This is a genomic window from Salinivibrio kushneri (genome assembly GCF_005280275.1).
Taxonomy (GTDB): Bacteria; Pseudomonadota; Gammaproteobacteria; order Enterobacterales; family Vibrionaceae; genus Salinivibrio; species Salinivibrio kushneri.
Genome location: NZ_CP040021.1, coordinates 882,355 through 908,703 on the forward strand (window position 1 = coordinate 882,355; position 26,349 = coordinate 908,703).

23 protein-coding genes, 3 tRNA genes, 1 other RNA gene and 1 pseudogene are annotated in these 26,349 nt (G+C 50.8%); 16 read left to right on the forward strand and 12 right to left on the reverse strand.

What is annotated here, in order from left to right:
* Positions 1–79 precede the first annotated feature (79 nt).
* Complete coding sequence (gene arsJ, locus FCN78_RS04290) at positions 80–1,303, forward strand: organoarsenical effux MFS transporter ArsJ (protein WP_077658838.1); 1,224 nt, start codon at positions 80–82, stop codon at positions 1,301–1,303.
* 48 nt (positions 1,304–1,351) lie between these two features.
* On the opposite strand, the gene FCN78_RS04295 is transcribed toward arsJ, so the two are convergent.
* Positions 1,352–1,705, reverse strand: coding sequence for a DUF4168 domain-containing protein (locus tag FCN78_RS04295; protein ID WP_069361029.1), 354 nt, complete (start codon positions 1,703–1,705; stop codon positions 1,352–1,354).
* A 211-nt stretch (positions 1,706–1,916) separates the two neighbouring features.
* Between FCN78_RS04295 and FCN78_RS04300 the strand changes: the two genes are divergently transcribed.
* Positions 1,917–2,894 (forward strand): glutathione S-transferase family protein, encoded by a 978-nt coding sequence (locus FCN78_RS04300; RefSeq protein ID WP_077456677.1) that lies wholly within the window; start codon positions 1,917–1,919, stop codon positions 2,892–2,894.
* 56 nt (positions 2,895–2,950) lie between these two features.
* On the opposite strand, the gene FCN78_RS04305 is transcribed toward FCN78_RS04300, so the two are convergent.
* From FCN78_RS04305 to FCN78_RS04315, 3 genes are all read right to left on the reverse strand, one after another.
* Positions 2,951–3,035 (reverse strand) — tRNA-Tyr (locus FCN78_RS04305).
* Positions 3,036–3,054: 19 nt separating this feature from the next.
* Positions 3,055–3,139, reverse strand: a tRNA-Tyr gene (locus FCN78_RS04310).
* Positions 3,140–3,161: 22 nt separating this feature from the next.
* A tRNA-Tyr gene (locus FCN78_RS04315) sits at positions 3,162–3,246 on the reverse strand.
* A gap of 285 nt (positions 3,247–3,531) precedes the next feature.
* Between FCN78_RS04315 and FCN78_RS04320 the strand changes: the two genes are divergently transcribed.
* Together FCN78_RS04320 and FCN78_RS04325 are read left to right on the forward strand one after the other, a co-directional pair.
* On the forward strand, positions 3,532–4,653 hold the full coding sequence (locus tag FCN78_RS04320) for an efflux RND transporter periplasmic adaptor subunit (protein WP_077658839.1): 1,122 nt from the start codon (positions 3,532–3,534) through the stop codon (positions 4,651–4,653).
* Entirely contained in the window at positions 4,653–7,802 is a 3,150-nt protein-coding gene (locus tag FCN78_RS04325; protein ID WP_077658840.1) for a multidrug efflux RND transporter permease subunit, read from the forward strand. Before FCN78_RS04320 ends, FCN78_RS04325 begins: the two co-directional genes overlap by 1 nt.
* Before the next feature lie 82 nt (positions 7,803–7,884).
* Here the strand turns inward: FCN78_RS04325 and queC are convergent, their stop codons facing one another.
* Together queC and FCN78_RS04335 are read right to left on the reverse strand one after the other, a co-directional pair.
* Complete coding sequence (gene queC / locus FCN78_RS04330) at positions 7,885–8,580, reverse strand: 7-cyano-7-deazaguanine synthase QueC (RefSeq protein ID WP_077456673.1); 696 nt, start codon at positions 8,578–8,580, stop codon at positions 7,885–7,887.
* 282 nt (positions 8,581–8,862) lie between these two features.
* A complete protein-coding gene (locus FCN78_RS04335) occupies positions 8,863–9,297 on the reverse strand; it encodes an acyl-CoA thioesterase (RefSeq protein WP_235607542.1) in 435 nt (144 codons plus the stop codon).
* Between the two features lie 243 nt (positions 9,298–9,540).
* On the opposite strand from FCN78_RS04335, the gene dbpA reads away from it, so the two are divergent.
* The 3 genes from dbpA to FCN78_RS04350 all read left to right on the forward strand — a co-directional run bounded on the left by dbpA (position 9,541) and on the right by FCN78_RS04350 (position 11,988).
* The gene (gene dbpA, locus FCN78_RS04340) at positions 9,541–10,923 is read left to right on the forward strand and encodes an ATP-dependent RNA helicase DbpA (protein WP_077658886.1); all 1,383 of its coding nucleotides are present in this window, start codon (positions 9,541–9,543) and stop codon (positions 10,921–10,923) included.
* Positions 10,924–10,962: 39 nt separating this feature from the next.
* Entirely contained in the window at positions 10,963–11,379 is a 417-nt protein-coding gene (locus tag FCN78_RS04345) for a nuclear transport factor 2 family protein (RefSeq protein ID WP_069361352.1), read from the forward strand.
* Positions 11,380–11,490: 111 nt separating this feature from the next.
* Positions 11,491–11,988, forward strand: a complete 498-nt coding sequence (locus tag FCN78_RS04350; RefSeq protein ID WP_069361353.1) for a DUF1003 domain-containing protein — start codon at positions 11,491–11,493, stop codon at positions 11,986–11,988.
* Positions 11,989–12,031: 43 nt separating this feature from the next.
* On the opposite strand, the gene FCN78_RS04355 is transcribed toward FCN78_RS04350, so the two are convergent.
* Positions 12,032–13,093, reverse strand: coding sequence for a PLP-dependent cysteine synthase family protein (locus FCN78_RS04355; protein WP_198935324.1), 1,062 nt, complete (start codon positions 13,091–13,093; stop codon positions 12,032–12,034).
* Positions 13,094–13,226: 133 nt separating this feature from the next.
* Between FCN78_RS04355 and FCN78_RS04360 the strand changes: the two genes are divergently transcribed.
* Genes FCN78_RS04360 through FCN78_RS04370 form a run of 3 tightly spaced genes read left to right on the forward strand, consistent with a single transcriptional unit; the run spans position 13,227 to position 17,250 of the window.
* Complete coding sequence (locus FCN78_RS04360) at positions 13,227–13,694, forward strand: Lrp/AsnC family transcriptional regulator (RefSeq protein ID WP_046073854.1); 468 nt, start codon at positions 13,227–13,229, stop codon at positions 13,692–13,694.
* Between the two features lie 42 nt (positions 13,695–13,736).
* Positions 13,737–15,497 (forward strand): ABC transporter transmembrane domain-containing protein, encoded by a 1,761-nt coding sequence (locus FCN78_RS04365; protein ID WP_077456653.1) that lies wholly within the window; start codon positions 13,737–13,739, stop codon positions 15,495–15,497.
* Positions 15,490–17,250 carry an ABC transporter transmembrane domain-containing protein gene (locus FCN78_RS04370; RefSeq protein ID WP_077658841.1) on the forward strand — a complete coding sequence of 587 codons (1,761 nt, stop codon included), beginning with the start codon at positions 15,490–15,492 and terminating at the stop codon, positions 17,248–17,250. Before FCN78_RS04365 ends, FCN78_RS04370 begins: the two co-directional genes overlap by 8 nt.
* 79 nt (positions 17,251–17,329) lie before the next feature.
* Here FCN78_RS04370 and tesB read toward each other — a convergent pair whose 3' ends face one another.
* On the reverse strand, positions 17,330–18,193 hold the full coding sequence (tesB, locus tag FCN78_RS04375) for an acyl-CoA thioesterase II (protein ID WP_077658887.1): 864 nt from the start codon (positions 18,191–18,193) through the stop codon (positions 17,330–17,332).
* Positions 18,194–18,292: 99 nt separating this feature from the next.
* Between tesB and FCN78_RS04380 the strand changes: the two genes are divergently transcribed.
* The 6 genes from FCN78_RS04380 (at position 18,293) to FCN78_RS04405 (ending at position 22,795) form a co-directional block, all read left to right on the forward strand.
* Positions 18,293–18,712 carry a YbaY family lipoprotein gene (locus FCN78_RS04380; RefSeq protein ID WP_069361358.1) on the forward strand — a complete coding sequence of 140 codons (420 nt, stop codon included), beginning with the start codon at positions 18,293–18,295 and terminating at the stop codon, positions 18,710–18,712.
* A 39-nt stretch (positions 18,713–18,751) separates the two neighbouring features.
* The gene (locus tag FCN78_RS04385) at positions 18,752–19,483 is read left to right on the forward strand and encodes a VP0952 family biofilm-associated protein (protein WP_077658842.1); all 732 of its coding nucleotides are present in this window, start codon (positions 18,752–18,754) and stop codon (positions 19,481–19,483) included.
* 122 nt (positions 19,484–19,605) lie between these two features.
* Positions 19,606–19,702: signal recognition particle sRNA small type (gene ffs / locus FCN78_RS04390), an RNA gene on the forward strand.
* Positions 19,703–19,899: 197 nt separating this feature from the next.
* Positions 19,900–21,294: an ATP-binding protein gene (locus FCN78_RS04395; protein ID WP_158012078.1), complete on the forward strand. Its 1,395-nt coding sequence runs from the start codon at positions 19,900–19,902 to the stop codon at positions 21,292–21,294.
* Positions 21,291–21,935, forward strand: coding sequence for a response regulator transcription factor (locus FCN78_RS04400; RefSeq protein ID WP_069361360.1), 645 nt, complete (start codon positions 21,291–21,293; stop codon positions 21,933–21,935). The genes FCN78_RS04395 and FCN78_RS04400 overlap by 4 nt, the downstream gene beginning before the upstream one ends.
* Before the next feature lie 35 nt (positions 21,936–21,970).
* Entirely contained in the window at positions 21,971–22,795 is an 825-nt protein-coding gene (locus FCN78_RS04405; RefSeq protein WP_077599306.1) for a DUF2861 family protein, read from the forward strand.
* A 56-nt stretch (positions 22,796–22,851) separates the two neighbouring features.
* On the opposite strand, the gene FCN78_RS04410 is transcribed toward FCN78_RS04405, so the two are convergent.
* The 4 genes and pseudogenes from FCN78_RS04410 to FCN78_RS16130 all read right to left on the reverse strand — a co-directional run.
* A complete protein-coding gene (locus FCN78_RS04410; protein ID WP_077486604.1) occupies positions 22,852–23,328 on the reverse strand; it encodes a Dps family protein in 477 nt (158 codons plus the stop codon).
* 156 nt (positions 23,329–23,484) lie between these two features.
* Positions 23,485–24,876: an HD-GYP domain-containing protein gene (locus tag FCN78_RS04415; protein WP_077658844.1), complete on the reverse strand. Its 1,392-nt coding sequence runs from the start codon at positions 24,874–24,876 to the stop codon at positions 23,485–23,487.
* A 54-nt stretch (positions 24,877–24,930) separates the two neighbouring features.
* Positions 24,931–25,464 carry a methyl-accepting chemotaxis protein gene (locus FCN78_RS16125; protein ID WP_255377317.1) on the reverse strand — a complete coding sequence of 178 codons (534 nt, stop codon included), beginning with the start codon at positions 25,462–25,464 and terminating at the stop codon, positions 24,931–24,933.
* Positions 25,459–26,226: pseudogene (locus FCN78_RS16130) on the reverse strand (PAS domain-containing protein); the annotation flags it as partial. The pseudogene FCN78_RS16130 and the gene FCN78_RS16125, both read right to left, overlap by 6 nt.
* Between the last annotated feature and the right edge of the window lie 123 nt (positions 26,227–26,349).

Sequence of the window (26,349 nt, forward strand, 5' to 3'; positions counted from 1 at the left end):
GATACTTTGTAACGCTGGCGGTGCATGCAGTGCATCGCCTTTATTTACCGCTTTTATCAAACCTAAATAGACGGCGACTATGTTTGCTCAATTAAGCCAATCTGTACGCCAGTACATGCTGGTTACCTTTAACTATTGGAACTTCACAATCACCGACGGTGCCCTGCGGATGTTGGTGGTGCTGTACTTTTATGACTTAGGCTACGGCACCTTAGAAATTGCCTCGCTATTTTTGTTTTACGAATTCTTTGGGGTAGTGACCAATCTTGTCGGCGGCTGGTTAGGGGCTCGATTAGGGCTTAACCGCACCATGAATATTGGCCTAGGCATGCAAATTGTGGCGCTTACTATGCTGGCGGTACCCGCGGCGTGGCTCACCATCCCTTGGGTAATGGCAGCACAAGCGCTATCTGGGATTGCGAAAGATCTCAATAAGATGAGTGCCAAAAGTGCGATCAAAACCCTGGTGCCCGATAATGCACAGGGTGCGCTGTTTAAGTGGATTGCGATCTTGACGGGTTCTAAGAACGCGCTCAAAGGGGCAGGCTTTTTTGTCGGTGGCGCACTGCTGTCTTTCATTGGCTTTCAATACGCGGTGGCAGCCATGGCCGGTGTGCTGACTGTGGTCTTTATTGGCAGTGTGGTGTCACTAAAAGCGGATTTAGGTAAAGCCAAAAGTAAGCCTAAGTTTTCAGAAATATTTTCCAAGTCGCGCAGCGTCAATATCCTCTCAGCGGCACGCATGTTTCTCTTTGGTGCGCGAGACGTGTGGTTTGTCGTCGCCTTACCGATTTATTTGGGCAACACATTCGGCTGGAGCCATAGTATGGTCGGTGGCTTTCTTGCGCTATGGGTGATCGCTTACGGCGTGGTGCAAGGCATTGCCCCGAAAGTGACTGGGCGCCAAGCTGGCCATTCGCCGGGCGGTAAAGCGGCGTTAGGTTGGGCAAGTTTATTGGCCGTGGTGGCCGGCGTCATTGCTTATGCAATTGGTGAACAGTGGCATCCGCAAGGGGTGATTATCGTTGGACTCATGGTGTTTGGGGCGATATTTGCGATTAACTCTTCACTGCATTCCTACCTGATTGTCAGCTACGCCAAAGGTGACGGTGTGTCACTGGATGTGGGGTTCTATTATATGGCGAACGCCATGGGACGCTTAATTGGCACCGTGTTATCCGGTTGGATTTTCCAAGTGTGGGGGCTGGCAGCCTGTTTGTGGGTCTCTTTCGCCTTCTTGTTCATCACGACGGTGATTTCGCTGTGGTTACCCAAAACGCCGGCCGTGATAGCCCACACTTAAGCCAATAGGGGCAAGCATGCATATGCTTACCCCAGTTTCAAACTACGGCTACTCATTAAGCATGTTGCTAATTTTCTTCTGCAGCTCTTTATCTTCACGTGCTTGACGAAAAACAGCGTTATATTCTTCTATCGTCAGGCCCGTTGCTTCAATCGCTTGCGCCATTTCTTTTTGCGTCTGTGCCATTAGCGCTTTCGCTTTTTCTTCACTACGAATGCTCTCGAGCTTACTTTGATAGTCTTTAGACATTGAAACAACCTGTTCAGCGGCCTCTGCATAGCTGCTTATCACTTGGTCGGTCAGCTGATCCGCTGACAGTTCGTTTGTTTCGTTGGCAGCAAAACTTGGCAGACTGGCTGCAACAACAAACGCAAAAGATAGGGTCGCTAATAAACGTTTCATTAATACTCTCCTTTTATTCATCACGGTCACCCTAAAAGAGATGGAGAGTGACGGTCAAACGCGAATAAGCAATCAGACAAATTCTCACAAGATCATGACATTGTTGATGCTGTAAGGATTGCTCAGGTTTTTCGAATAACTCCAACAAGTTGCTCTGCCGACTTTCCCTCGCGCACTCCTTATACTGTATAGCGTAGAGAAAGGAGGACGTATGGGAAAACTGATAGACGGTATTTGGCATGATGTGTGGTATGACACCAAGTCTTCGGGAGGGCGATTTGTCCGTGAAGACGCGGGTTTTCGTCATTGGGTGACCGCCGATGGCCAAGCTGGACCCAGTGGCGATGCGGGCTTTAACGCTGAATCAGGCCGCTATCATCTGTATGTGTCTCTTGCTTGTCCGTGGGCGCATCGGACCCTGATTATGCGTCATTTAAAAGGGCTTGAGCCTCATATTGATGTCACTGTGGTGGCGCCTGAAATGTTAGAGCATGGCTGGACGTTTTCTGAGCCCGAGCCATTGTATGGGTTCCATTATGCTCATCAGCTCTATACCCACGCGAAGCCGGATTACACGGGGCGAGTCACCGTGCCGATTTTATGGGATAAGCAAACTCAGACCATTGTCAGTAATGAATCAGCCGATATCATTCGGATGTTTAATTCGGCGTTTAATGATATTACGGGTAATCATGACGATTATTACCCAGAAAACCTGCGTGCAGCGGTTGATCAGTGGAATGAATTTGTTTACCCCAACGTGAACAACGGCGTGTATAAATGTGGCTTTGCCACCGAACAAGCGGCTTATGAAGACGCCTTTGATCAGCTATTCAGTGCATTGACGGTATTGGACGACCATCTGAGTCGCAACCGCTATCTGGCCGGCAATCAGATCACAGAAGCAGACTGGCGGCTGTTCACAACGTTAATTCGCTTTGATCCTGTCTACGTAGGCCATTTCAAATGTAACAAGCAACGTATTGCCGATTACTGCAACTTGTTCTGTTATATGAAAGAGTTGTTTCAGGTGCCAGGCGTGGCCGAGACGGTCGATATGCATCATATCAAAACCCATTACTATTACAGTCACGGCAACATTAATCCGACACGCATTGTGCCTAAAGGGCCAGAGCAAGATTTGTGGTCGCCGCATGGGCGTGCATCAGTCAGCTCTCGTGGCAAGTGATTGAGCCGTTGACAAAAAACAACGAAAAAGGGCCAGCAGATGCTGGCCCTTAAAGATGGTGGTGGAGGAAGGATTCGAACCTTCGAAGGCTGAGCCGTCAGATTTACAGTCTGATCCCTTTGACCGCTCGGGAACTCCACCGGAGTCTTACTTTGTAAAGTGGTGGTGGAGGAAGGATTCGAACCTTCGAAGGCTGAGCCGTCAGATTTACAGTCTGATCCCTTTGACCGCTCGGGAACTCCACCACGGAGTCTTGCTTTGTAAAGTTGGTGGTGGAGGAAGGATTCGAACCTTCGAAGGCTGAGCCGTCAGATTTACAGTCTGATCCCTTTGACCGCTCGGGAACTCCACCACGCGATTGGGGCGAATCTTACCAAACCGATTGGAGCTGTAAAGGGTTTTCTTAACCTCAGGTTGCGGTTGGTGCTTTTTTCAACGTCTTGCGTCCAAAATCAGCAGTAAGCGTTGTTTTTATCGCTTTTTGAAACCTGCCTTCGTTTACATAGTCTGAGTGCTATGTGGCAAAATCTCGAATTTGGATGTAATAACGAGAAAAAACAACGTCTTTACAATTCTTTAAGGACAAAAAAAAGTAGATCAGTACACTGGTGCTATTCAAATAATAAGGTGTGATGTAATGAAAAAAGGGATGCTACTGGGCGCCGTGATGTTGGCCGGCGTTGCCTTCTGGCAGTGGGGAGGTATACAGCCCTCGAACGAGGAAGCCTCTGCGCCACCACCGGGTGCGCGATCTGTGGATGTGATGACTGCACAAGTGGAGACCAAATCGATTGCGCCGTCGCTGTCGTTGGTGGGTAACGTTAAAGCCCACCAACAGATTAATATCGAATCGGAAGTGTCGGCGCGCATTGAAACGGTGCACGTAAAACCGGGAGAAACGGTTGAAAAAGGGGCGCCTTTGGTGACATTTAATCGTGGCAAAGCCCAAGCAGCGGTACTGGAAGCGTCAGCTTATCTCAATGATGAGCAGCGCAAGCTAAAAGAGTACACCAAGCTGGCGCAGCGTGGTGCCTTAACGCAAACCGAGTTGGATGCACAGCAAGCCAGTGTCAATATCGCCAAGGCGCGTTTGCAATCGGCGCAATCTGATTTAGATGATCACCGTTTAATCGCGCCCTTTTCGGGTCGCATTGGTTTGTTTGATTTAAGTGTCGGTCAGCGCGTGGATGTGGGTGAAACCCTCTTTAGCCTCGATAATCTGTCGCGAATGAATTTGGATATTCAAGTCCCAGAGCAGTATTTCAGCCGCTTATATCCTGATATGCCCGTGGCAGTGACCTCTCAAGCTTGGCCGGACAAAACGTTTGACGGTGAGATTCAGGTCGTGGACTCGCGCATCAACCAAGACGCGTTATCTGTCGGTGTTCGCGTTGCGCTGGATAACCCGGAACGCCAATTACAGCCTGGTATGCTGATGGAGGCGAAACTGACCTTGCCTGAGCAGCAAGCGGTTATTGTCCCGGTGCAAGCCCTGCAATATTCCGGTACACGTCGCTATGTATTCCGTATTGATGACGAAGGCATTGCTCATCGCACTGAAATTACCCTCGGTGCGCGCATTGATAACCAAGTGGTGGTGAGTCAAGGGCTCGAATCGGGTCAAAACATCGTCGTACAAGGCCTGGTAAATATGCGCGATGGCGCACAAGTGTCGGTATTGAATGCGGAAGCGCCCAAAAACCAAGCTGATGACCAAAGCCGTGTCAGTGAGTCCGCGTCAGAGACGGAGGCAAGCTAATGTGGTTGTCTGATGTCTCGGTAAAACGGCCAGTGATGGCGATTGTGTTGAGTTTGCTGTTATGTGTTTTCGGGGCGGTTTCTTTCTCGACCTTATCAGTGCGTGAGATGCCGGATATTGATAGCCCAGTGGTGAGTATCTACACCGGCTATTCCGGCGCCTCGGCCAGTATTATGGAAAGCCAGGTTACACAGTTGATTGAAGATGAGCTGTCCGGGATAAGCGGCATTGATGAAATTACGTCAGTCAGTCGCAACGGCTCATCACGGATCACGGTAGAATTTAACCTCGATCATCCGCTGACCGAAGGCGTGAGTGACGTGCGCGATGCCGTGGCACGCGCACAAGGCGGACTACCTGATGATGCCAATGATCCGATTGTGTACAAAGACAACGGCACTGGTGAAGCGGCGGTATATATCAACTTGGCCTCGTCAGAAATGGATCGTAACCAGCTCACCGAATACGCCCAACGCACCTTGGAAGACAGATTTAGTCTGATCTCTGGGGTGAGTTCGGTCGATCTATACGGTGCGCTGTATAAAGTGATGTATGTCAAGCTGGATCCCACCCAAATGGCGGGGCACGGTGTCACTACCCAAGATATTCTCGATGCATTGCGTAGTGAGAATCTAGAGAGTCCCGGTGGACAGATTCGTAACGACGTGATGACCATGCCGGTGCGTAGCGACCGGTTATATCGTGATGCAGAAGACTTTAAACAACTGGTGGTGCGCACCACGGCCGATGGCACGGCGATTTACTTGTCGGATGTCGCGGAGGTGGCAATTGGCTCACGCAATGAAGATGCCACCTATAAAAACAACGGCATCAATAATTTAAGTTTGGCGCTGATCCCACAATCCGATGCCAATCCGCTTGATATTTCCGACCGCGCTCACAAGCTTGTCGATGAAATGCAGGCCTTCCTGCCCGAAGGCACGCGTCTGTGGGTCGATTACGATACTACGGTGTTTATTGAACGCTCGATTGAAGAGGTGTATAGCACCCTCTTTATCACAGGGGCGTTGGTGGTATTAGTGCTGTATATCTTTATCGGCCAAGCGCGCGCCACCTTGATCCCAGCCGTAACTGTGCCGGTGTCCTTGATATCTGCCTTTATTGTTGCTTCGGCGATGGGCTTTTCCATCAACCTGCTGACCTTAATGGCGTTGATCTTAGCGATTGGCCTGGTGGTGGATGATGCCATTGTGGTGGTCGAAAATATCTTCCACCACTTACAACAAGGCGATCCACCCTTGGTGGCCGCTTACCGTGGCGCACGGGAGGTGGGCTTTGCGGTGATCGCCACCACCGCGGTGTTGGTGATGGTGTTCCTCCCCATTACCTACATGGATGGCATGATTGGTAAGTTGTTCACCGAGTTTGCCGTGATGCTCGCCGTCACCGTGCTCTGTTCGTCCTTAATAGCGTTGACCCTCACGCCGGTGCTCGGCAGTAAATTGCTGCGCTTAAATGTAACATCCAGTCCTGTGAACCGTGCTATCACTCGTGGGTTTGATGTGCTTGAAGGCTACTACCGCCGTGCGTTGGGGCATGTACTGCGCTGGCGTTGGTTGGCACCTGTAGTGATCTTGCTCTGTATTGGCGGCAGTGGCGTGTTGATGCAGCACTTACCATCGCAATTAGTGCCACAAGAAGATCGTGGGGTGTTGCTGGCGTTTGTCCGTGGTGCGGAAGGCACCGCCTATAACCGCATGGTGGGCAACATTGAGCAAATTGAGCAGCGCTTGATGCCCTTAGTTGAAGCGGGCACTTTGAGTTCGGTGAGCTTGCAGACGCCAGCGTTTGGCGGTCGAGCGGGAGATCAAACGGGCTTTGTGATCATGCTATTGCCGGACTGGGATGAGCGCGATCGCTCCGCTCAAGATATCTTGGCGGAAGTCCGTCAGGTGTTAAATGGTGTGCCAGATGTGCAAGTGTTCCCGTTTGCGCCTGGCTTTGGTGGGGGGAGTTCAGAGCCCGTGCAGTTTGTACTCAGCGGCCCGGATTATCCTGAACTTCATCGCTGGGCAGAAAAATTGGGCGAAATGGGTCGCGAGGCGGGCATGATTGACAGCCCGGATTACGACTACAACCAAAACACCCCTGAGCTGGTGGTCAAGGTGGACCGTCGTCGCGCCTCTGAACTTGGGATTTCGGTGCGGGATGTTTCCGATACGTTAGAAGTGATGCTTGGTGGGCGAGCCCAGACTAGCTATGTGGATCGCGGTGAAGAGTACGATGTGTATGTGCGCGGCGATGAAAAGGCCTTTAGCAGTAAAGGCGATCTCAGTCGTATTTATATGCGCAGTCGTAGCGGTAAGTTGGTTTCGCTCGATGCGGTAACCACGGTGGAGGAAACAGCGTCCGCGCAGCGTTTAAGCCATACCAACAAGCAAAAATCGATCACCTTATCGGCGCATTTAGGCGAGGGAGTGACGCTGGGCCAAGCACTGGATTATCTGGATAGGGTCGCGGCTGAGAATCTACCGGCCGATATCTCGGTGGGCTATTCAGGGGAGTCGAAAGATTTTCGTGACAACCAAACCAGTGTGCTGGTGGTATTTGGTTTAGCGCTCTTGGTGTCGTACTTGGTGTTAGCGGCGCAATTTGAAAGCTTTATCAACCCCTTGGTGGTGATGTTGACGGTGCCCATGGGGATGCTGGGCGGCTTTTTAGGCCTGTGGTTGACCAACCAAGGGATCAATATTTACAGCCAAATTGGTCTGATTATGCTGATTGGGATGGTAACGAAAAACGGTATCTTGATCGTGGAGTTTGCCAACCAATTGCGTGACCGCGGCATTGCATTTGAAAAAGCGATTATCGATGCGTCAGTCCGTCGTTTGCGGCCGATTCTGATGACGGCGTTTACCACCTTGGCAGGGATGATACCACTGATCCTCTCCACCGGCGCGGGAGCGGAAAGTCGTATCGCGGTTGGGACAGTGATCTTCACCGGTATGGCCTTTGCGACCTTTGTTACCTTGCTGGTGATCCCAGCGATGTATCGTCTGCTCTCCATTCATACTCACTCGCCTGAGTATGTGGCGCAGCAATTGGATAAAGCGCTCGCGGTAGAAACTGTGCATCGGGCCAGTCATGGTGAGTTTGATACCCATCCGCATGATGAGCCGCACAAATAACGATGTGTTGACCCTCGACACAAAAACCGCCTCATTGCGAGGCGGTTTTTTATTGCTTGTCGCTGCCAGTGGATGCGCGCTGTTACGCGTTTTCGGCTTGTTTGCGTTGCAGTGCGGCTTGTACGTCCGTTTGATTGGCGAGGTAATCATCTAAGCCACGCTGACGCAAGTGGCAGGCTGGACACTCACCACAGCCAGTGCCTTTAATCCCGTTATAACAGGTTAGGGTGTGGTCGCGCACAAAATCGAGAGCGTGATACTGATCGGCCAGTGCCCAGGTCTCGGCTTTATTCAGCCACATCAGCGGCGTCACTAAGGCGAGTTGTCTGTCCATGCCGCGCTCAAGAGCTTGCTGCATTGATTGAATAAAATCGTTACGACAATCAGGGTAGCCCGAAAAGTCGGTTTCGCAGACACCGGTGATCACCGCCTCAGCGCCAATTTGATAGGCGTAGATACCCGCTAAAGTCAAAAACAAGATATTACGTCCCGGCACAAAGGAATTGGGCAGGCCGTTTTCGTTCAGCGCGTTGGAAACAGGAATATTGTCGCGTGTGAGCGAGCTAATCGCCAATTCATTGAGCAAACCAACATCCAATACCTTGTGCGCACTAACTTTGCGGTTTGCAGCAATCTCACGGGCAACATCAATTTCTTGTTTGTGGCGCTGGTTATAGTCGAAAGTGAGGCAGTGCACTTCGTCGTACTCTGCCTGCGCTTGAATCAAACAGGTGGTTGAATCCTGTCCTCCGCTAAATACCACAACGGCTTTTTTCATCGGTTTGTCCTTTGGCGGTGCTACTCACCCAGTGTTACACAGAGCACGGATGGTACCCCTGTGTGGTATCGACAGCAAGCCAGATGCGATGATCTGAGTGTTGCGTTATCACAAACAAAACCCCCTGTTCCTGTGAGCGTCAAGTGCTACAGTAACGGTATTTAGATGTCACGATTGATCGAGCGATGAAAGTAGAACGAGTAACTGATGCCAAGAAACAAATGTCCAAATGGCTCAGCGGCTGACTGCGCGTCAGGTAACGCGCAGTGTTCGTCTTTATGTTTACTGTTTCGCGACAAAGGCTTTTAACCCTTCGAGCGTCTCGACTGGGATAGGGCAGCTTTTACCGGTTTTAAAATCGCAATAGACAATCAAGGCCTCGCCCTCGGCCACACAGCGCTCTTGATTGTGACTGTAGATTTCATACTTCATCGCATAGCGCTTTTCTTGAATATCCTCGACCCAAGCGACGGTGGTGATGGTATCTGGATACACCAAAGGGGCGCGATAATCGCAGCGGGTTGAGGCGACCACGGGACCAACATTCAGCCGTTTGGCGAGATCGAACACTTCCAATTTTTCAAGCATCACCACACGCACATCTTCAAAATAGCGAAAGTACACGGTGTTATTGATGTGTTGCATGGCATCCATGTCGTTCCAGACAATCGCCTGCGTATGAGAGAGCGGGTAGTTTTCTACTGGGATATTAGCCACAAGACAATCCTCCTTAATTGTGTGCCTTGATTGCACACCAAGCCCAATGACAAGACAAGCTGCGCAGGTATAAATACGGAGCTTTGTCTAACAATGACGTAACAAAATACATAAGTCGACAAAGTGGTTATCAGGGTGTGTGGCGCTAATCGGTTAATGTGGCAGCAATCAGACTCTGGTATGATACGTCCCCTTTGGCCGTGCTTGGGCGCGGCATGATTTACTTTTGCTGTGGATACGACTTTGACTGATACCGCTTTTTCCTCGCTTGCGTTACCCGCTGATTTACTCGATAACTTAGCAACCTTGGGTTATACGCACATGACACCGATTCAGGCGCAGAGCTTACCGTCTGTGCTCAATGGCAAAGATATTATTGCCCAAGCAAAAACCGGCTCGGGGAAAACGGCGGCGTTTAGTCTGGGCGTGTTAGCCAAACTGAACGTGAAACGCTTTCGCGTGCAATCTTTGGTGCTGTGTCCAACCCGTGAGCTAGCCGAGCAAGTGGCGGTTGAGATGCGTAAGTTGGCGCGTGGTCGTCATAATGTCAAAGTGCTGACGCTGTGTGGCGGGGTATCGATTGGTCCACAAATTGGCTCACTGGAGCATGGTGCACACATTATTGTCGGCACTCCGGGGCGTGTGGATGATCATTTATGCAAGGGCACCTTGCGTCTCGATGACGTTGAGACTTTGGTGTTGGATGAAGCCGACCAGATGCTGGATATGGGCTTCCAAGAGACCTTGGATGCCATCATTGCGCGAGTTCCCGCTCATCGTCAAACCTTGTTATTTAGCGCTACCTTCCCGCGCTCGATCAATGCGATTGCTCAGCGAGTGCTGAGCCACCCTGTCTCCGTTAAAGTGGATGAGGTGCAAACGCAAAGTACAATCTCGCAGCACGTCTATAAAGTCGATGACAATAAGCAGCGTTATCAAGCGTTAAAGCTACTTTTATTGCACTTTCAGCCGCAAAGCTGCGTGGTGTTCTGTACGACCAAAGCCCAAACACAACAAGTTTGCGATAACCTAGAAGATGATGGTTTTAGCGCTGTTGCCTTGCATGGTGATATTGAACAGCGTGGCCGTGAGCGCACCTTAGTAAAATTTGCCAACAAAAGTGCGTCCGTGCTGGTAGCCACTGATGTGGCCGCGCGAGGCTTAGATATTGATGACATGGATATGGTGATCAACTATCAGCTCGCCCACGATCCGCAAACTCACGTGCACCGCGTCGGCCGTACCGGTCGCGCTGGCAAAAAAGGAGTAGCGTGTTCGCTATATAACGATGCCGAGCACTATAAGCTGGCGATGATTGGCGATCAGTATGACCGCGATTTTCTCCCTGAAGCCCTGCCGTCGCAACATTTGCTCGACACCGTGCCCTATCAGCCTGAGATGGCAACCTTGATGATTGACTCAGGTAAAAAACAAAAAGTACGCGCGGGTGATATTTTGGGCGCGCTGACCGGTCAAGCGGGCATTGACGGTAAGCAGGTGGGTAAAATCAATGTGCTCGATAATGTGGCGTTTATTGCTGTGTCCCAATCTTGCGTTAAAGCTGCATTGCGTAAGCTCAATGATGGAAAAGTGAAAGGCCGCACCATCCGCGCCCGCCGGATTTAGTTTGTAAGAACGCATCAAAGACATAACCAAGGAATAAGCATGACGAACAAGGATGTTGTTCTCGCGTTTTGGGAAGCCATGCAACGAAATGACTTCTCAAAAGCGAGTGAGTACTTCAGTGATGACTATCAATGCTTCTGGCCTCAGTCAGGAGAATTGATCGTTGGGCGCGATGACTTTGTCGCACTAAACACGGCCTATCCTGCAAATGGTCTTTGGACATTCTCCGTTTACTCTTGTATCGCTGAAGGCGATAGGGTGGTGACAGATGTTGGAGTGACTGATGGTGTCGTAAACGATCGAGTCATTACTTTTCATACACTGAAGGCTGGCCGTATCACGTATCAACAAGAGTTTTGGCCTGACGACATGCCAGCACCTGAATGGCGATCCAATTGGGTGAGGCGTGTTGGCAATGGTCTGAATCTTTCTAAGCACGGATCGCAATCGCGATAAGAAGGGCATCACTTGCGGAGTCCCTACGTTAGTCTACTCTATTTCAATTGCTTAATGATTAGAGCTGCATAGTACCTTGTTAGTAATGTGCACGTTGACATGGAGTCACAGATGAAAAAATATTTTGAGAACTTAGCCAAAGCTTTGCTCGGCCAGCCATTTGGTAGCCTTAGTTCGGGAGAACAAAAAGTTATTGAAAGCATTGCCAATAACACGGCAGTGTCTGAGAACGTCAACAAGTCCTTCCACGAAAGTTTGACCACTGGGCAAATGGTGGCGGACAAAATTGCCTCATTTGGTGGCTCTTGGTCATTTATCGGGCTTTTCTTCGCATTCATCATTGGCTGGATTGTCGTGAATACGGTTTGGTTAGTGGGAGACGCGTCATTCGATCCCTATCCCTTTATTTTGCTGAACCTTGGGTTATCCAGTCTGGCGGCTTTCCAAGCGCCGATCATCATGATGTCGCAAAACCGCCAAGCGGCAAAAGACAGGATGGAGCAAAAAGCTACCTACGAAATCAATCTAAAACTCGAGCTTGAACTAATGCGCCTGCACGACAAATTTGATGCCTTGCAGGCCGATGTCCGTCGAGGCGAGCGAGAATAATTCACTCGCCTTTTCGTGAAACCCAGTTAGAGACGATGGCGCGTTACCCCAACACCGTCTGCAAATCATGGGTCGCTTGGTCGAGATCCCCAATGTGCTCGCGTACCCAATCAGGGTTGTAATAGGTGTCTAGGTAGCGCTCGCCGCTGTCACACAGCAAGGTGACAATAGAGCCTTTCTCGCCTTTAGCGCGCATTTCATTGGCCAGCATCAAGACGCCGTACAGGTTGGTACCGGTGGACGCGCCGGCTTTGCGGCCAAGCTGGCTTTCTAGCCAGTGAATGGTGGCGATACTGTGAGTGTCCGGCACTGTGGTCATTCTATCAATCACGCCGGGAATAAAGCTGGGCTCGACACGTGGCCGTCCAATCCCTTCAATGCGGCTGCTTTTATCGGTGGTCAGTGCGCTGTCGCCGGTGAGGTAGTAATCGTGAAACACCGAGTGCTCAGCATCGGCCACCATCAGCTGAGTCGGTTGGCAGCGATAACGAATGTAGCGGCCAATGGTCGCTGAGGTGCCACCGGTGCCCGGGCTCATCACAATCCAGCGAGGGATAGGGAAGCGCTCGTACTGCATTTGATCAAATATGCGGTTGGCGATGTTGTTATTGCTACGCCAGTCCGTCGCGCGCTCGGCATAGGTAAACTGGTCCATGTAATGGCCATTGAGCTCCTTAGCAAGGCGACGAGACTCGGCATAGATCTGATCTGACCGCTCGACAAAGTGCGCTTCACCGCCATAAAAACGGATTTGCTCAATCTTCTTACACGCGGTGTTTTTGGGCACCACGGCAATAAAACGTAAGCCAAGCAGACGGGCAAAATACGCTTCAGAAATGGCGGTGCTGCCCGATGAGCTTTCAATGATGGTAGTGTGCTCATCAATCCAGCCATTACATAAGCCGTACAAAAACAAAGAACGCGCCAAGCGGTGCTTCAAACTACCGGTTGGATGGGTGCTCTCGTCTTTCAGATAGATATCAATGTCCGTAAAGCTAGGGAGATCGAGCTTAATTAAATGGGTATCTGCAGAGCGTTTAAAGTCGGCTTCAATCAGGCGAATCGCGTTACCGACCCAAGTATGGCAAGGCTGTGGGGTTGTCATCATGCGTCTCCGAATGCGTCATTAGCACCAGTTTACGCAAAGCATGGGATAAAAACCTTGCTATTTTTGCTCTATAATGCCTGCATAAGAGAAAAACAAACTCCAAAGTAATGCTTAATGGAAATATTTTTTTATGACTATCACTTTAGATGAGATAGATCGCACTTTACTCGCGGCGCTGCAGGAAGATGCCAACTGGTCTGTGGCTGCGTTGGCCGAACGGGTGAATTTAACCACCACCCCCTGTTGGAAGCGACTGAAACGGCTGGAATCACAAGGGGTGATCCGCGGGCGGGTGGCGTTGCTTGACCCCGAAACCGTTGGCCTCGCATTTACCGCTTTCGTTCACATTAAAACCAATGATCACAGTGAGCAGTGGTACAAAACCTTTACGGAAGTGGTGACCGAGTTCCCTGAGGTGATGGAATTCTACCGCATGGCAGGCGAGTATGATTACATGATGAAGGTGCAGGTGGCTGATATGACTCGATTTGATCATTTTTATAAAAAGCTGGTCAATTCTGTGCCAAGTCTGAATAATGTGACATCAACATTCGCCATGGAAGCGCTTAAGTACACCACCGCCTTACCGATCCGATAGGTCGTTGTGATGATAAAAAGGCGGGGATAAAAAGGAGACCTCATGAAGGTGTTTTGGCAGTTAGGCTGGTTTTTTAAACGTGAATGGCGTCGTTATCTCGGCGCCATGATTATTTTAGTATTTGTCTCTGTCTTCGAGCTGATCCCGCCGATGGCCGTGGGCCATGTGGTTGATGGCGTGGTCGCGGGCGAGATTTCCACTGAGCTACTAATGTGGCTACTGGCAGGCATGCTGGCCATTTGGGTAGTGGTATATCTGCTACGCATTGTGTGGCGAGTATGGCTATTTGGTGCCGCGGCTGAGCTGGGTACTGTGCTGCGCAACCGGCTTTATGATCATTTTACCCGCCAATCCCCGCATTTTTTCCGTCGCTATCCGAGTGGCGATATCATGGCGCGTTCCACCAATGATGTGAAAGCAGTGGTAATGACGGCCGGTGAAGGGGTCCTGACTGCCGGGGATTCCATTATCACAGGCGTTGCTGTGCTCATTGTGATGGTAAGCCAAATTAGCTGGCAGCTTACACTCTTAGCCCTGTTACCGATGCCGGTGATGGCGGTGCTGGTCAATCGCTTTGGCCGTCGTTTGCACCATACCTTTACCGAATCGCAAGCGGCGTTTTCTGAGCTGTCAGAGGTGAGTCAGTCCTCACTGTCAGCAGTGCGTATGGTGCGCGCATTCGGCTTAGAGCAGCACCAGATGAATCAGTTTAATCAAGTTGCCGATCGTACTGGGGAGAAAAACCTCGCGGTGGCGCGGGTTGATGCGCTGTTTTCGCCGGTGATCCAAGGCACCATTGGTGCTTCGTTTTTCCTGACCGTGTCTGGCGGCGGCTACATGGTCGCTACTGGTGAGATTTCGCTTGGGGATCTTACCGCATTTACCTTGTATCAAGGCTTGATGATTTGGCCGATGCTCGCGGTGGCGTGGCTGTTTAATATCATTGAGCGTGGGCGTGCGGCTTGGACGCGGATTGATGCGTTGCTGCAAGAGCAGCCAGACATTGTTGGTGGTGACACGCCGCTGCCAGACACCATGCAGCCGTTGACGCTGGCGATTGAGCAGTTTAAGTGGCAACCGGATGACAGTTTTGCGCTTAAAGATATCCATGTGACGCTTCCGCCCGGGGCCATGCTGGGGATTGCCGGCCCAGTCGGCAGTGGTAAATCCACCTTGTTGCAATTGCTGCTTCATCTGACCCAGCTTGAAAAGGGCGATATTCGCTATGGTGATGTGTCGATAGCGGAGGCTGACTTGTCGTCATGGCGACAACGTTTCGCGGTGGTGACGCAAACACCATTTTTGTTTTCTCGATCGATTGCGGAAAACATCGCTCTTGGTCGTCCGGATGCAACTCAAGCGGAAATCGAACAGGCGGCGACACTTGCCTGCATTGATGAAGACATCCGTCAGCTGCCGCACGGGTATCAAACCGCGGTGGGTGAAAAAGGGATCACCTTATCTGGTGGTCAAAAGCAGCGTATTTCGATTGCTCGCGCTTTATTGGTGGAAGCGGAGTGTTTGATTTTGGATGATGCCTTGTCGGCGGTTGATGGTGACACCGAGCATCGCATTTTGCAGAACCTGCAACAGCATCAGCACACCCGTACCACGATTGTGATAGCCCACCGCTTATCGGCACTGGAAAACGCCGATGAAATTGTGGTGCTCAGTCATGGGCAAATCCGAGAGCGTGGCCAGCATCGCCAATTGATTCAACAGCCAGGATGGTATCAAGAAATGCACCAATATCAGCAGCTGGAAGCGGCATTGGAAGCCGATGAGGAGCCGCGCCATGACTAAGCGAGAGATCTTACTTCGATTGCTAAGCTACATGCGCCGCGACAGGCGTCAATTTGTGATTGCCACGATTTTCTTGCTGGTGGCGGCGGTGGCAGAGGTAACGGGTCCTTATTTGGTGCAAATCTTTCTCGATAACTATGTCGCCAAAGACCATTATCCGGCGATGATCATGTGGGCACTGGCGGTGGGTTATATCGTATCGACCATTGTCTCCGCCGGCTTTCAGTATCAGTACGAGCTGCGTTTTAACACCATGGCGGTGGCCATCATTCAACGCATTCGCAAAGCGGTGTTCGCCAATGTGATTAAACAGCCTTTGTCAGCCTTTGACTATGTGCCGATGGGGCGGATTGTATCGCGTTTGACCAATGACACCGAGTCGTTGAAAGAGCTGTATGTGTCGGTGCTTTCAACCTTTTTACGCAACATCGCGCTGATTGGGGTGATGCTGGTGGCAATGCTGATGCTCAGTGTGCAACTGACAATGGTGGTGCTGGTGCTACTGCCGTGTGTGGTGCTGGTGATGGCGCGCTATCAAAAACGCTCAGCGCCTGCGTATCGTCGAGCGCGAGACCGGCTAGCAGACATCAACGGGGTGATGAACGAATCTGTGCTTGGCATGAATTTGATCCAGCTAATGCAGCAAGAGCGGGCGTTCTCCTCGCGATTCAGTGATATGACCGCGGATCACTTGGATGCCATGGTCACCATTCAGCGCCTTAACGGGATCTATCTCCGCCCTTTAATTGATTTATTGGCGGGGGCCGCCTTGCTGTCTTTGGTGGCTATCTTCGGTTTTAGCGGCACGGCAGTGATTGGGGTGGGGGTGCTGTACGCCTTTTTAAGCTATTTGGGGCGGATCACCGAGCCATTGATTGAAATGATGCAGCAACTGTCACTGCTTCAGCAGGCAATTTCGGCCGGTGAGCGGCTTTTCGAAATGATGGATACGCCGCCTGAGCAATATGGTCATGACACCACGCCGATCCCTGATGGGGCCATTGCACTGCAGAATGTGTCGTTTTCCTATGATGGTGAAACACCGGTGTTGTCAGACGTCAATGTAGACGTCCCTGCCGGCGGCTTTCTGGCGTTGGTCGGGCACACGGGCAGCGGCAAATCAACCTTGGCGTCGTTACTGATGGGGTTTTATCGCGCAGGCGAGGGGACGCTGACGCTGGGCGGGTTACCGATCGAAAGCTTGAGTCATCAAAGCTTGCGTGACGGCGTTGCCATGGTGCAACAAGACCCACACATGTTGACGGGGAGTTTGCGAGAAAACATCGCGCTGGGACAGACGCTGGACGATGAAAAAATTTGGCATGCACTCGAGCAAGTGGCGTTGGCAGATTACGTGAAAGGATTGCCAGCGGGGCTGGATACCTTACTTGGTGAGGGCGGAATGACCTTTTCTGCCGGTCAGCGCCAGCTGTTAGCTCTGGCGCGGGTGTTGGTGCGTCAGCCTAAAATTCTGATCCTTGATGAAGCCACCGCCAATATTGATTCCGGCACCGAAGAGCTTGTGCAACAAGCGCTGAACAGGTTACGCCAACAGATGACAGTGGTGGTGATTGCGCACCGCTTATCGACCATTGCCGAGGCCGATAACATCCTCGTCTTGCATCGTGGACGCGTGATTGAGCAAGGGCGTCATCAAAGCCTGCTGCGTCAGCAAGGCCGCTACTGGCAGATGTATCAACTCCAGCAAGCCAGCGCGCATTTAGCTGCATTAGAGGAAGAGGCGCAGGTGTAGCGGCTCAGTCATGAGTGAAGCAATCAAAAAGGGGCGCAATGCCCCTATTTTGTGTCGCTCACGCTCGAGACGTTGATGGTTAGGAGAGTTTACGCATCAAGCCTTCTTGGGTGGCTGAGGCGATAAGATCGCCTTGCTGATTGAAAAGTTCGCCGCGTACAAAGCCACGCGCGCCACTGGCGGAGGGGCTTTCAATCGCAAACAACAGCCATTCATCCATTCTAAACGGGCGGTGGAACCACATGGAGTGATCAATAGTGGCCACTTTCATGCCCGGCGTAAGCAGCGTCACTGCATGAGGCTGCAAGGCCGTGACCAAAAAGCCCCAATCGGCAGCATAGCCGAGTAAATACTGATGGACATGAAAATCGTCCCCCACTTCGCCATTGGCGCGAATCCACAGATATTGCTTAGCGGGCGCGGTGTGGGGCTTGAGTGGGTTGATCACCGTGGCTGGTCGCACTTCGATCGGCTTGTCGCCCCCAAACGCTTTTACCACATTTGGCGGTAGCTTGTGGGCAATATCATTGACAAGCGATTGCTCAGAGCGCAAGGTCTCGGGCGCTGGCACGTCTGCTGGCATGGTGTTTTGATGCTCAAAGCTTTCTTCCTCCTCTTGATAAGAGGCAGTGAGATAGAAAATCGGTTTTCCGTACTGGACGGCTTTTATTCGCCGGGTACTGAAACTTTTTCCGTCTCTAAGTATCTCAACATCGTAGATGATCGGCTGCTCAGGGTCGCCTGGGCGTAGAAAATAACTGTGGAATGAATGCAAAAAGCGATCGGGCTCTACGGAGGTTTTCGCGGCAGACAACGCTTGTCCAATCACTTGCCCGCCATACACTTGGGGCAGTCCAAGGTTTTCACTCTGGCCGCGGTAAAGGCCGGTGTCTAATCGCTCAAGCTGCAGCAGTTGTAAGAGTTCTTTTAGTGGTTGGCTCATAAGTCCTTGATTCATGCTATGCTTCCATTGTTATTGTTCAAGCTATCATAACCTTAGTGTTTTTGCCGCATTTGAACGTGCTTCAGTGAGGATTCTTTAATGAAGAAACTAACGTTTCTATTGTTCGCCTTATTCACTGCTTTGGTGTTTACTGCTTGTTCTGGAAATAGCCAACCTAATGATTTAGCGACTGTTTCTGGCAGTTTGGTGTATCGCGAACGTCTTGCGTTGCCGGAAAATGCCAGTGTGACGGTGCGGCTGGTAGAAATCAAAAATATGGATGCCCCAGGCAAAGTAATCAGTCGCCAGTCTTTTGTGACAGAAGGGCAGCAAACGCCTTTGCATTTTTCCCTCAACTACGATCCAGGCCAAATCACGGCGACGCACGATTATGTGATCACCGCCCAGATCGATGTGAGTGATCGGCCTCTATTTATTACCAATACGGTCAATAAAGTGATCACGGATACGAATCACACCTATGATCCAACGCTAACACTGGTGCGCGCGGGGCATTGATCGCTACACTGGTAAGAGATACCCGCACAAGGAGTGTGCATGCGAATCTCACTGTTCCTCTGGCCAGCGTTGGTGCTATCGGTTATCGCTGTTGCGGGGATAAGTGCCACGTCTTCTCTTAATAGTCTAGCGATTGCCGCGTCTGCTTTATTCTTTTTCTATCCAGATAAAGTCGCGAGTTGGTGCCTAGCGCTAGCGATGGCGATTTTTGCCTTTACCTTGCCACATCTACCTGCGCTGTTAGCCGCGAGCACGCTATTGCTTTTACCGGCTTTGTCTCTCTGGTTCAATCCCGACCGACACCCACACGTCAAGCTATTACTCGGTGCGGTGATGGTAGCCATGTTTGCGGGGATGATGGCTTTGCAATCTGAAGCGAAATTGGGTGGCTCACCGACTACGCTCGCGCTGCAAACGCTAGCACTCATGGGGTTATGGCTAGCGATCAGATATTGGCCAGGTTACCAGCCGCCTCATCGCGGGGCCTGGTTGTTACTGCCTGTATTAGTGGCGGTGAGTGGCTGGCCTGCTGCGTTATGGAGTGCGACAACGGTGATGGTCATTTGGTTGTTACAGTGGGTGGGGTTCACACCGCAATTTGCTCGTTCTCGTCACCTTGCCTTGCATCTTATCCCGAGTATGCCGTTTTTGGTGATTACGTGGCTTACTCCTGGACAACTCACGCTGTCGCTATTGGTCGCGTGGGCCACCATGCTTGCAGCGATTTGGGTTGGTGAGTATTTGCTATTGGAAGAGCCGGACGATCAGTAGGAAAATTGCCTAGAAGATAAACAGTTAACGAATGAGGCCATCAATCCTCCTTGCATTGCATCCAGCCTTGCCACATAATGCCCCGCAGTTAAGCAAGCTTAACGACATATCGATGGAGGCCTCCTTGGTTCTCCCGCAACACTATCTTGTGTACTGGGTCAGGTCCGGAAGGAAGCAGCCCGCGCTTGGGACGTGTGTGCCGGGATGTAGCTGGGGAGGTCTCCGCCCTTTCTGCCTCTCGTAAAACGTTCTCACTTCCTCCATTGACTCTCTATCTTTATTGACTGTGTGACACAGCCACTTTCTAACCAGCTACAATGTTGACACTCGGGTGACACAGCTTTTAATTGCTTAACTATGATCTCATCATTAGCACTTGTTGCGTCAGTGTGAGGATCCAAAAGGGTGGCAAAGTGGTGTTTCGAGCGTTAGCAGCGTTACTGTTGGCTTTACTCAGCAGCCAAACGGCGGCCAGTGAGCTGCACACGCAACTGAAAGGGTTTTATGATAAGGCCTGGCAAACGGGCACCTTGATGGTTGCACAACCCGCATTAAATGCCTATCCACAGGCTTTATTGGTCAGTCAGTCGCAGTACCCTGATTTCGAGGAGGTTGATTGGCAGGACTTAAACGCGCTACACCAAGTGGTGCAAACGTGCCAGCCGACTCCCAGTATCGTGTCCCCCCTTTTGTTAGCCGCCCAGCGTTTTGAGTTGGCTTTGTGTCGTGATGAGCCTTTACCCATTGAGTGGTTTGAGCAAAACCCGCTACTCCATCCTGCCGGTGGAAGTTATGCGGAGCGCTATGTATCAGCGCGTGGTATCACCACGCCGTCACCCGAACTGGTACAACGTTTTACGTTAGCCAACGAAGAGCACCCTTTACATGCTGCACTGAACGCTCTCAGCCAGGCAGGCCGAGATGCGTTACTCAGTGGTTACCGCGCGTATTTGGATGGCGGACGTCTGTGGCTTAACGGCGAAGAAGGGTGGAAGGCGCTATCTCATGAACAATGGGCGCCAATTGCTGAGCAATATCGTTTGAGTTTATCGACCAATACGACGGGTTGTGATTACCGTTATGGCAATATTTGTAATCAACTCCACCCGGCGTACCGTGGCGTGATGATTGCGGTGTTGGTAGCGGTTTTTTGTGCGCTGATATTGGGTTTAGCGCGTAGCCTGTACGATCGATACCAGCAGCGCCGTGAGCGCCAATTTATTCTCCAGTTGCTGACGCACGAGTTAAGAACACCGATTGCTAGTCTCGGCATGACGGTGGAAATGTTGCGCAGCCAGTTCGATTCGCTTGAACCCAGCACGCAAGATGTGCTGTGGCGATTACTGGCGGATCATCAACGCTTAAGTCAGCTGACAGAGACCAGTAAGGGCTATTTAAGTACCGATAAACGCGAACAATTTAAATTACAAACGGCGTCATTATCGGAGTGGCTGGATAATATTTGCGATTGTTTAGAGGTTGATTACACCCTCGAGCAAGATAAAACACTGACGTTGCCTTTCTACTGGTTATCTATCTGCTTGAAAAACCTGATTCAAAATGCCCATCATCATGGCGGTGATCAAATTTGGCTTCGTGTATGCGTGGATAAGCGTGTACGTGTTTGTGTGTATGATAACGGAGTTTTTCCATCCTGGTGGCAAAGGCTGTGGCGGCGATATAAGTCGTCATCGTCAGAAAGAAATATGGGGATTGGATTGTTTTTAGTGGCGCGTTTAATGCGTCAAATGGGGGGTAAGCTAGTGATCAAACGCCATCCAACCTGCTGTATCCTGGAGTTGCCGCAATGAACCACCTATTGTTGATTGAAGATGACACCTTATTAGGGGAAGGCTTACGCCAGTTTCTGGTACAGCAAGGCTTTGAATGCACCTGGCTGACTGAGAGTCATAAGGTGGCTAAGCATTGGTTTCATGCTGATTTGGTGATTTTAGACCGCCAGCTCGCCGATGGCGATAGTTTGGCGCATTTGCCCCATTGGCTGTCTTTAAAAGCAGTGCCAGTGATCGTATTGACAGCTAAAATTGAGGTTGAGCAACGGGTTGAAGGCTTAATGGCCGGCGCCAAAGATTATGTGGTTAAACCTTTTTCACATCAGGAGCTTTTGGCGCGCATCTATGCCCAATTAAGGCCGTTAGGAGAAAGCCAACTCGTATACGGGCAGATCAAGGTTGAACCTGGCTCCCGTCATGTGTATTGGCAAGACCAGGATGTGACCCTCAAGCCTAAAGAGTTTGATTTATTGTTATTACTGTTACAAAACCAAGGGCGGGTTTTTCATCGCGAAGAGTTGCTCAATAAAATATGGGGATATCAGGCGTTTCCTACCACGCGCACGGTCGACAATCATGTATTGCGGCTACGACAAAAATTGCCCGGTTTAGCGATAGAAACGCACCGTGGTGTCGGGTATCGATTGGTGGTGCTGTGAACCGGTGTGGCTATCTCTTACTCGTGGCAGTGTGCATGGTTTGTAGCTTCAGCGTCCGCGCTGAGCAAGCTTGGCTGCCAAAAACACCGATGCAGGAAACCTATCAGGCACTCCTCGCAGATAGGCCCAAGGTGGCGTGGCAAGAGCTTATTTTTGCGCTATCGCAGCAGCAAATACCGACTGAGCGTTGGGCGAAGATAAAGTACGCGATCATCAATCAAACCGATTGTGGCCAACAGTTAACCGAGCCCAACGGTAAGGGGATCCCTCAAGGGCTTACTATTTCTTTTGTACGTCGGGCGGGCGCGTCGAGTCTTGGCTATGAAATCAAGCTCTCTGCCGAGCAGGTCGAGCGTGATACCTTGCTAACCCTCACTGATCCTACTGGGCAAACGGTGCTCAATGAGATCTTGAACGCGAAAAGTGGGTATCAAGAAATAGAATCAGGCCAGCTATTTACCCAGATTACACCGGGGATCTATGAGTTAAGAATGGGCGGCCAGCACTATAGCTTGGTGGTATATGGTTTGCCTCGTCGACCTTGGGTCAAACTGATTGGTCACCCTGAACAACAGCTCGCGGTCGATGTGCCCGATACGCCTATAAGTTGTTCACCCGCCGCAGCACACTGGCTGTGGCTTGATGATGCCTATCGCTGGATCGAACAAACGCCGATTTATTTGTCCGGCCGCGCAGATAACTCCTACGCGCCAACCAAGATAAAATTGCCCACCTCATCACTTGTTAATGCTGAGCATTTAAGCGTCACTGTCAGCCATTTTGAGTATCAAGGTGCCATTAAAGTCAACTATGTTGAGCGATTAGCGTTGCCGCTGCCGCGATCAGAGAATAAGAAATGAACCATAAAAAAAGCCCGCATTCACGCGGACTTTTGCTGAATCTTATTGATTGATGATTAGTTGAGGTAAGCGTTTAGCATCCACATCAGTTTTTCTTGTTCGCGGATGTAGTCGCTCATCAGTGCAGATGTCCCTTCGTCACCCGCATCACCGGCAAGGTTCATGATATCGCGTTGTAGGCCAATCAGAACACTAAAGCCTTCGACTAATGCACGGACACCAGCTTGACCATTTGCTTCGGGTGCATGCTCTTTAATTTCACTGACCTTCAGGTACTCGCTGAAGCGATGCTCGGCGGTGCCACCGATGGTGAGAATGCGCTCAGCGACTTCATCAATCTTGGTTTGAAGATCGGTATAAATCTCTTCAAATTTGGTATGCAACTCGAAAAAGTCGTTGCCTTTGATGTTCCAGTGAAAACCACGCACATTGGTGTATAGCACTTGGTAGTTCGCCAATAGCGTATCCAAACGCGCGCCTAGATCTTCGGCTTTGCTGCTGTCTAGTCCAATCAATGCTGCTTGCTTACTCATTTAATGCCTCCTTAGTGGCAAATCAATGTGTTCGACCCTTCGCTTTATCGCGAGTGCCAAGCACTGGAAACGGTTCGTTCCAAACAATGTGGATAGAGTAACTACCCGATATAAAAAAAGAAAATGGAGTTAACCTATATACGCGATAGGTGTGACCTATGATGTGATCGAGGTATCGTCATGAATAATAAAATGCTCCGGCAGGCGCTCGAGGCCAGCCATTAGCGCTTGTAAACATTGCGCGTCGATGGCTGTGCCTGTCTCTTCTTTCATGATAGAGAGGGCTTTGTTCATCGGAATCGGGCCACGATAGGGGCGCTCGGCAGTGATGGCATCGAAAATATCAGCGGTGGTAATAATGCGAGTGAGCAAAGAGATCTCATCGCTTTTGATCCCCTCAGGGTACCCAGTACCATCGAGCTTTTCGTGATGGGCGCTGGCGAACTTGGCAAGGTGATCGAATTGGTGGATTTTCGATAAGATGGTTTTACTCAGTGCGGCATGGCGTTTAACATGCTCCCATTCCTCGTCATCCAATTTTCCCGGTTTATCAAGCACATCATTGCTTACGCCGAGCTTGCCAATATCGTGCAGTAACGCGCCACGCTTTAGCCATTTTTTTTCCTGTTCACTGATGCCAAGCTCATCAGCAATTAAGCTGGCGTAAACGGCCACGCGCTCGCTGTGACCGGAGGTGAAAGGGCTTTTGGCATCAACAATGCGCCCGAAAGCCGCTGCAATGTCATCCAAGTAGTCATCATCGACCCAAATACTTGTGTCAGCCGGCGTCATCGACAGCACGTCTTTTTTTAACGCGGGGCTGTCCAGTTGCTGCCAAAACTGCGGCTCGCGCGCTATCTGTAAAAAGGTATCGACCAGCGTTGGATCAAACCAGGTGCCGCGACGGTTTTTTAGCTCGCGGAGTGCGGCGTCGACACCGGACTCGGTTCGGAATACATCAATCACTTGCGTCATCAATGCAATCCGTGAAAACAAGGGGATCTGGTCGGCCTTTAACTGGTCGGGACGTCCACCGCCATCATAGTGTTCATCCAATGCATAAATGGCTTCAGCCACGCGCTCGTTAAACCGAAGATCTCGCGCCACATCGGCACCGCGGGTGCAGCGGGTTTCAATCAGCTCTTGCGCATACATATCTCCGTTGCGGATGATATCGAGTGTGGTCGAGAGCTTTTGCATGAAGCCTTGCTTTACCCCAGTGTTTTTTAAGACGAAGTTGAGTACGCTGGACAAGCTACCGTCCACTACTTTGTAGCTTTGTTTAAACGCTAAATCATTGGTGAGGTAAAGCTCACAGATCCGTGCCGCATTGCTGCTGCAGCCCGCATCCTTTAGCAGCAGGGTATAGAAAAGATCATGACGTTGTTGCTCGTCGAGCGCTAAGGCGTCAGCGAGTTTCATTCCTAACCACGTGCAGCGCATACAATGTTCGGGAGGTTGCCCCTCCGTCATATCCAACGCGGTACTTAACGCCAGAATAAGCTCCGATAATTGCAACTGTGTCGCGCTGCAGGCTTGGGTGTGCATCTTGTTTTCTTATCCTTTGTGCTCATGGTTACCGGGTGATGATAAGATCGACGGTTATTGTGTCAGCCGGCGAACGGTAGCGGACACTTCTTCCGCGCCGGCATGAATGTCACTCATCACGGTGTCGGCAGCGGTGACTTTTTCTTGTCCTATGGTCGATTGCTCGGTCACTCTTTCCATTGCCTCACTCACGCCTTTGATCAGTTGTTGGTTTTCATCGACAACATCGGCAATTTCGGTGGTCGAGTGACTAGTGCGTTGCGACAGGCCGCGTACTTCATCGGCGACCACGGCAAAGCCTCGCCCTTGGTCGCCCGCGCGTGCGGCTTCTATTGCCGCATTTAGCGCTAGAAGGTTCGTTTGCTCTGCGATTTGCTTAATGGTGGTGACGATGTTTTCGATACTTTGTGCGTGCTCACTCAATTGTGCGACTTGATTGGTGGCCTCGACGGCTTGATCGTTCACACTCTGCGACAGCTTTACGGCCTCTTGTAACAAGGCACTGCCGTTTTCACTGTGGCGGAGTGTTTGTTCGGAAGAGGCTTGCGCGAGTTCTGCCGCCTGATTGACTGCCTGGTTTTGTTTCACCGTATCGGTGATGGCAGTAGCGAACTTGATTACCCGATGAACGTTTCCCTTCGCATCAAAAACGGGATTATAGGTGGCTTCTAACCAGACTTCGTTACCATATTTATCGCGGCGCAAATATTGCCCAGAAGTGAATTGTCCGCGTGCTAAATTCGCCCAAAAATCAGGGTTCTCATCGTAAAAGTCCTGATCACAGAACATACGGTGATGTTGGCCTTTGATCTCGTGGTCTTGATAGCCCACTGCAGCGAGAAAGTTATCGTTGGCACGAATTATGGTGCCATCGGGCTCGAATTCAATCACCGCCAATGAGCGGTTAATCGCTGCTAATATGGCCTCTTGTCGGCGGGCGTCTTGATACTGTTGCGTCACATCAGCCGCTAATTTGCGAATGCTGACGACTTTGCCGTTGGCATCTTTAATGGGGACATAGGTCGCTTCCATCCAAATCTCGGCGCCGGATTGATGTCGCCGACGAAACACCCCTTTTTGTGCCTTTCCTTGCGCGAGTGACTGCCAAAACTGCTGGTAACTTGGGGCTTGACTGGTCTCGTCAAAGCACACCGCACGGTGATGTTGGCCGATGACTTGATCGGCGGTGTAGCCGATAATATTGAGCAACTTGTCATTCACATCGGTAATGATGCCATCAGGTGTAAAGGTGATGGTGGCAATATGTGCTTTGATAGCATCGAGCTCTGCTTGGAGCGCGGCTTTTTCTGCTCGGCAGGTGTCCAGCTCTCGCTGCGCTTTTTTGAACATGACAGCAAACTTCCTTTTGTTTAGGTGTTTATGTTAGCGGCGAATCTTGTTTCATCGTTATAAGGAGGCGCACCGTGATAAGTGTAGGCGATAATGACACTCCTAATGTGATCTTGTCCCTAA

Bases quoted from the DNA above. Each gene is read 5' to 3' on its own strand.
- FCN78_RS04350 (WP_069361353.1), top strand. From the start codon at position 11,491: ATGAAAAAATATTTTGAGAACTTAGCCAAAGCTTTGCTCGGCCAGCCA.
- FCN78_RS04405 (WP_077599306.1), top strand. From the start codon at position 21,971: ATGGTTTGTAGCTTCAGCGTCCGCGCTGAGCAAGCTTGGCTGCCAAAA.
- FCN78_RS04345 (WP_069361352.1), top strand. From the start codon at position 10,963: ATGACGAACAAGGATGTTGTTCTCGCGTTTTGGGAAGCCATGCAACGA.
- FCN78_RS04410 (WP_077486604.1), bottom strand. From the start codon at position 23,328: ATGAGTAAGCAAGCAGCATTGATTGGACTAGACAGCAGCAAAGCCGAA.
- FCN78_RS04385 (WP_077658842.1), top strand. From the start codon at position 18,752: ATGCGAATCTCACTGTTCCTCTGGCCAGCGTTGGTGCTATCGGTTATC.
- arsJ (WP_077658838.1), top strand. From the start codon at position 80: ATGTTTGCTCAATTAAGCCAATCTGTACGCCAGTACATGCTGGTTACC.
- queC (WP_077456673.1), bottom strand. From the start codon at position 8,580: ATGAAAAAAGCCGTTGTGGTATTTAGCGGAGGACAGGATTCAACCACC.
- FCN78_RS04325 (WP_077658840.1), top strand. From the start codon at position 4,653: ATGTGGTTGTCTGATGTCTCGGTAAAACGGCCAGTGATGGCGATTGTG.
- FCN78_RS04320 (WP_077658839.1), top strand. From the start codon at position 3,532: ATGAAAAAAGGGATGCTACTGGGCGCCGTGATGTTGGCCGGCGTTGCC.
- tesB (WP_077658887.1), bottom strand. From the start codon at position 18,193: ATGAGCCAACCACTAAAAGAACTCTTACAACTGCTGCAGCTTGAGCGA.
- FCN78_RS04400 (WP_069361360.1), top strand. From the start codon at position 21,291: ATGAACCACCTATTGTTGATTGAAGATGACACCTTATTAGGGGAAGGC.
- FCN78_RS04355 (WP_198935324.1), bottom strand. From the start codon at position 13,093: ATGACAACCCCACAGCCTTGCCATACTTGGGTCGGTAACGCGATTCGC.
- FCN78_RS04370 (WP_077658841.1), top strand. From the start codon at position 15,490: ATGACTAAGCGAGAGATCTTACTTCGATTGCTAAGCTACATGCGCCGC.
- FCN78_RS04365 (WP_077456653.1), top strand. From the start codon at position 13,737: ATGAAGGTGTTTTGGCAGTTAGGCTGGTTTTTTAAACGTGAATGGCGT.
- FCN78_RS04300 (WP_077456677.1), top strand. From the start codon at position 1,917: ATGGGAAAACTGATAGACGGTATTTGGCATGATGTGTGGTATGACACC.
- FCN78_RS04415 (WP_077658844.1), bottom strand. From the start codon at position 24,876: ATGCACACCCAAGCCTGCAGCGCGACACAGTTGCAATTATCGGAGCTT.
- FCN78_RS04360 (WP_046073854.1), top strand. From the start codon at position 13,227: ATGACTATCACTTTAGATGAGATAGATCGCACTTTACTCGCGGCGCTG.
- FCN78_RS04380 (WP_069361358.1), top strand. From the start codon at position 18,293: ATGAAGAAACTAACGTTTCTATTGTTCGCCTTATTCACTGCTTTGGTG.
- FCN78_RS04295 (WP_069361029.1), bottom strand. From the start codon at position 1,705: ATGAAACGTTTATTAGCGACCCTATCTTTTGCGTTTGTTGTTGCAGCC.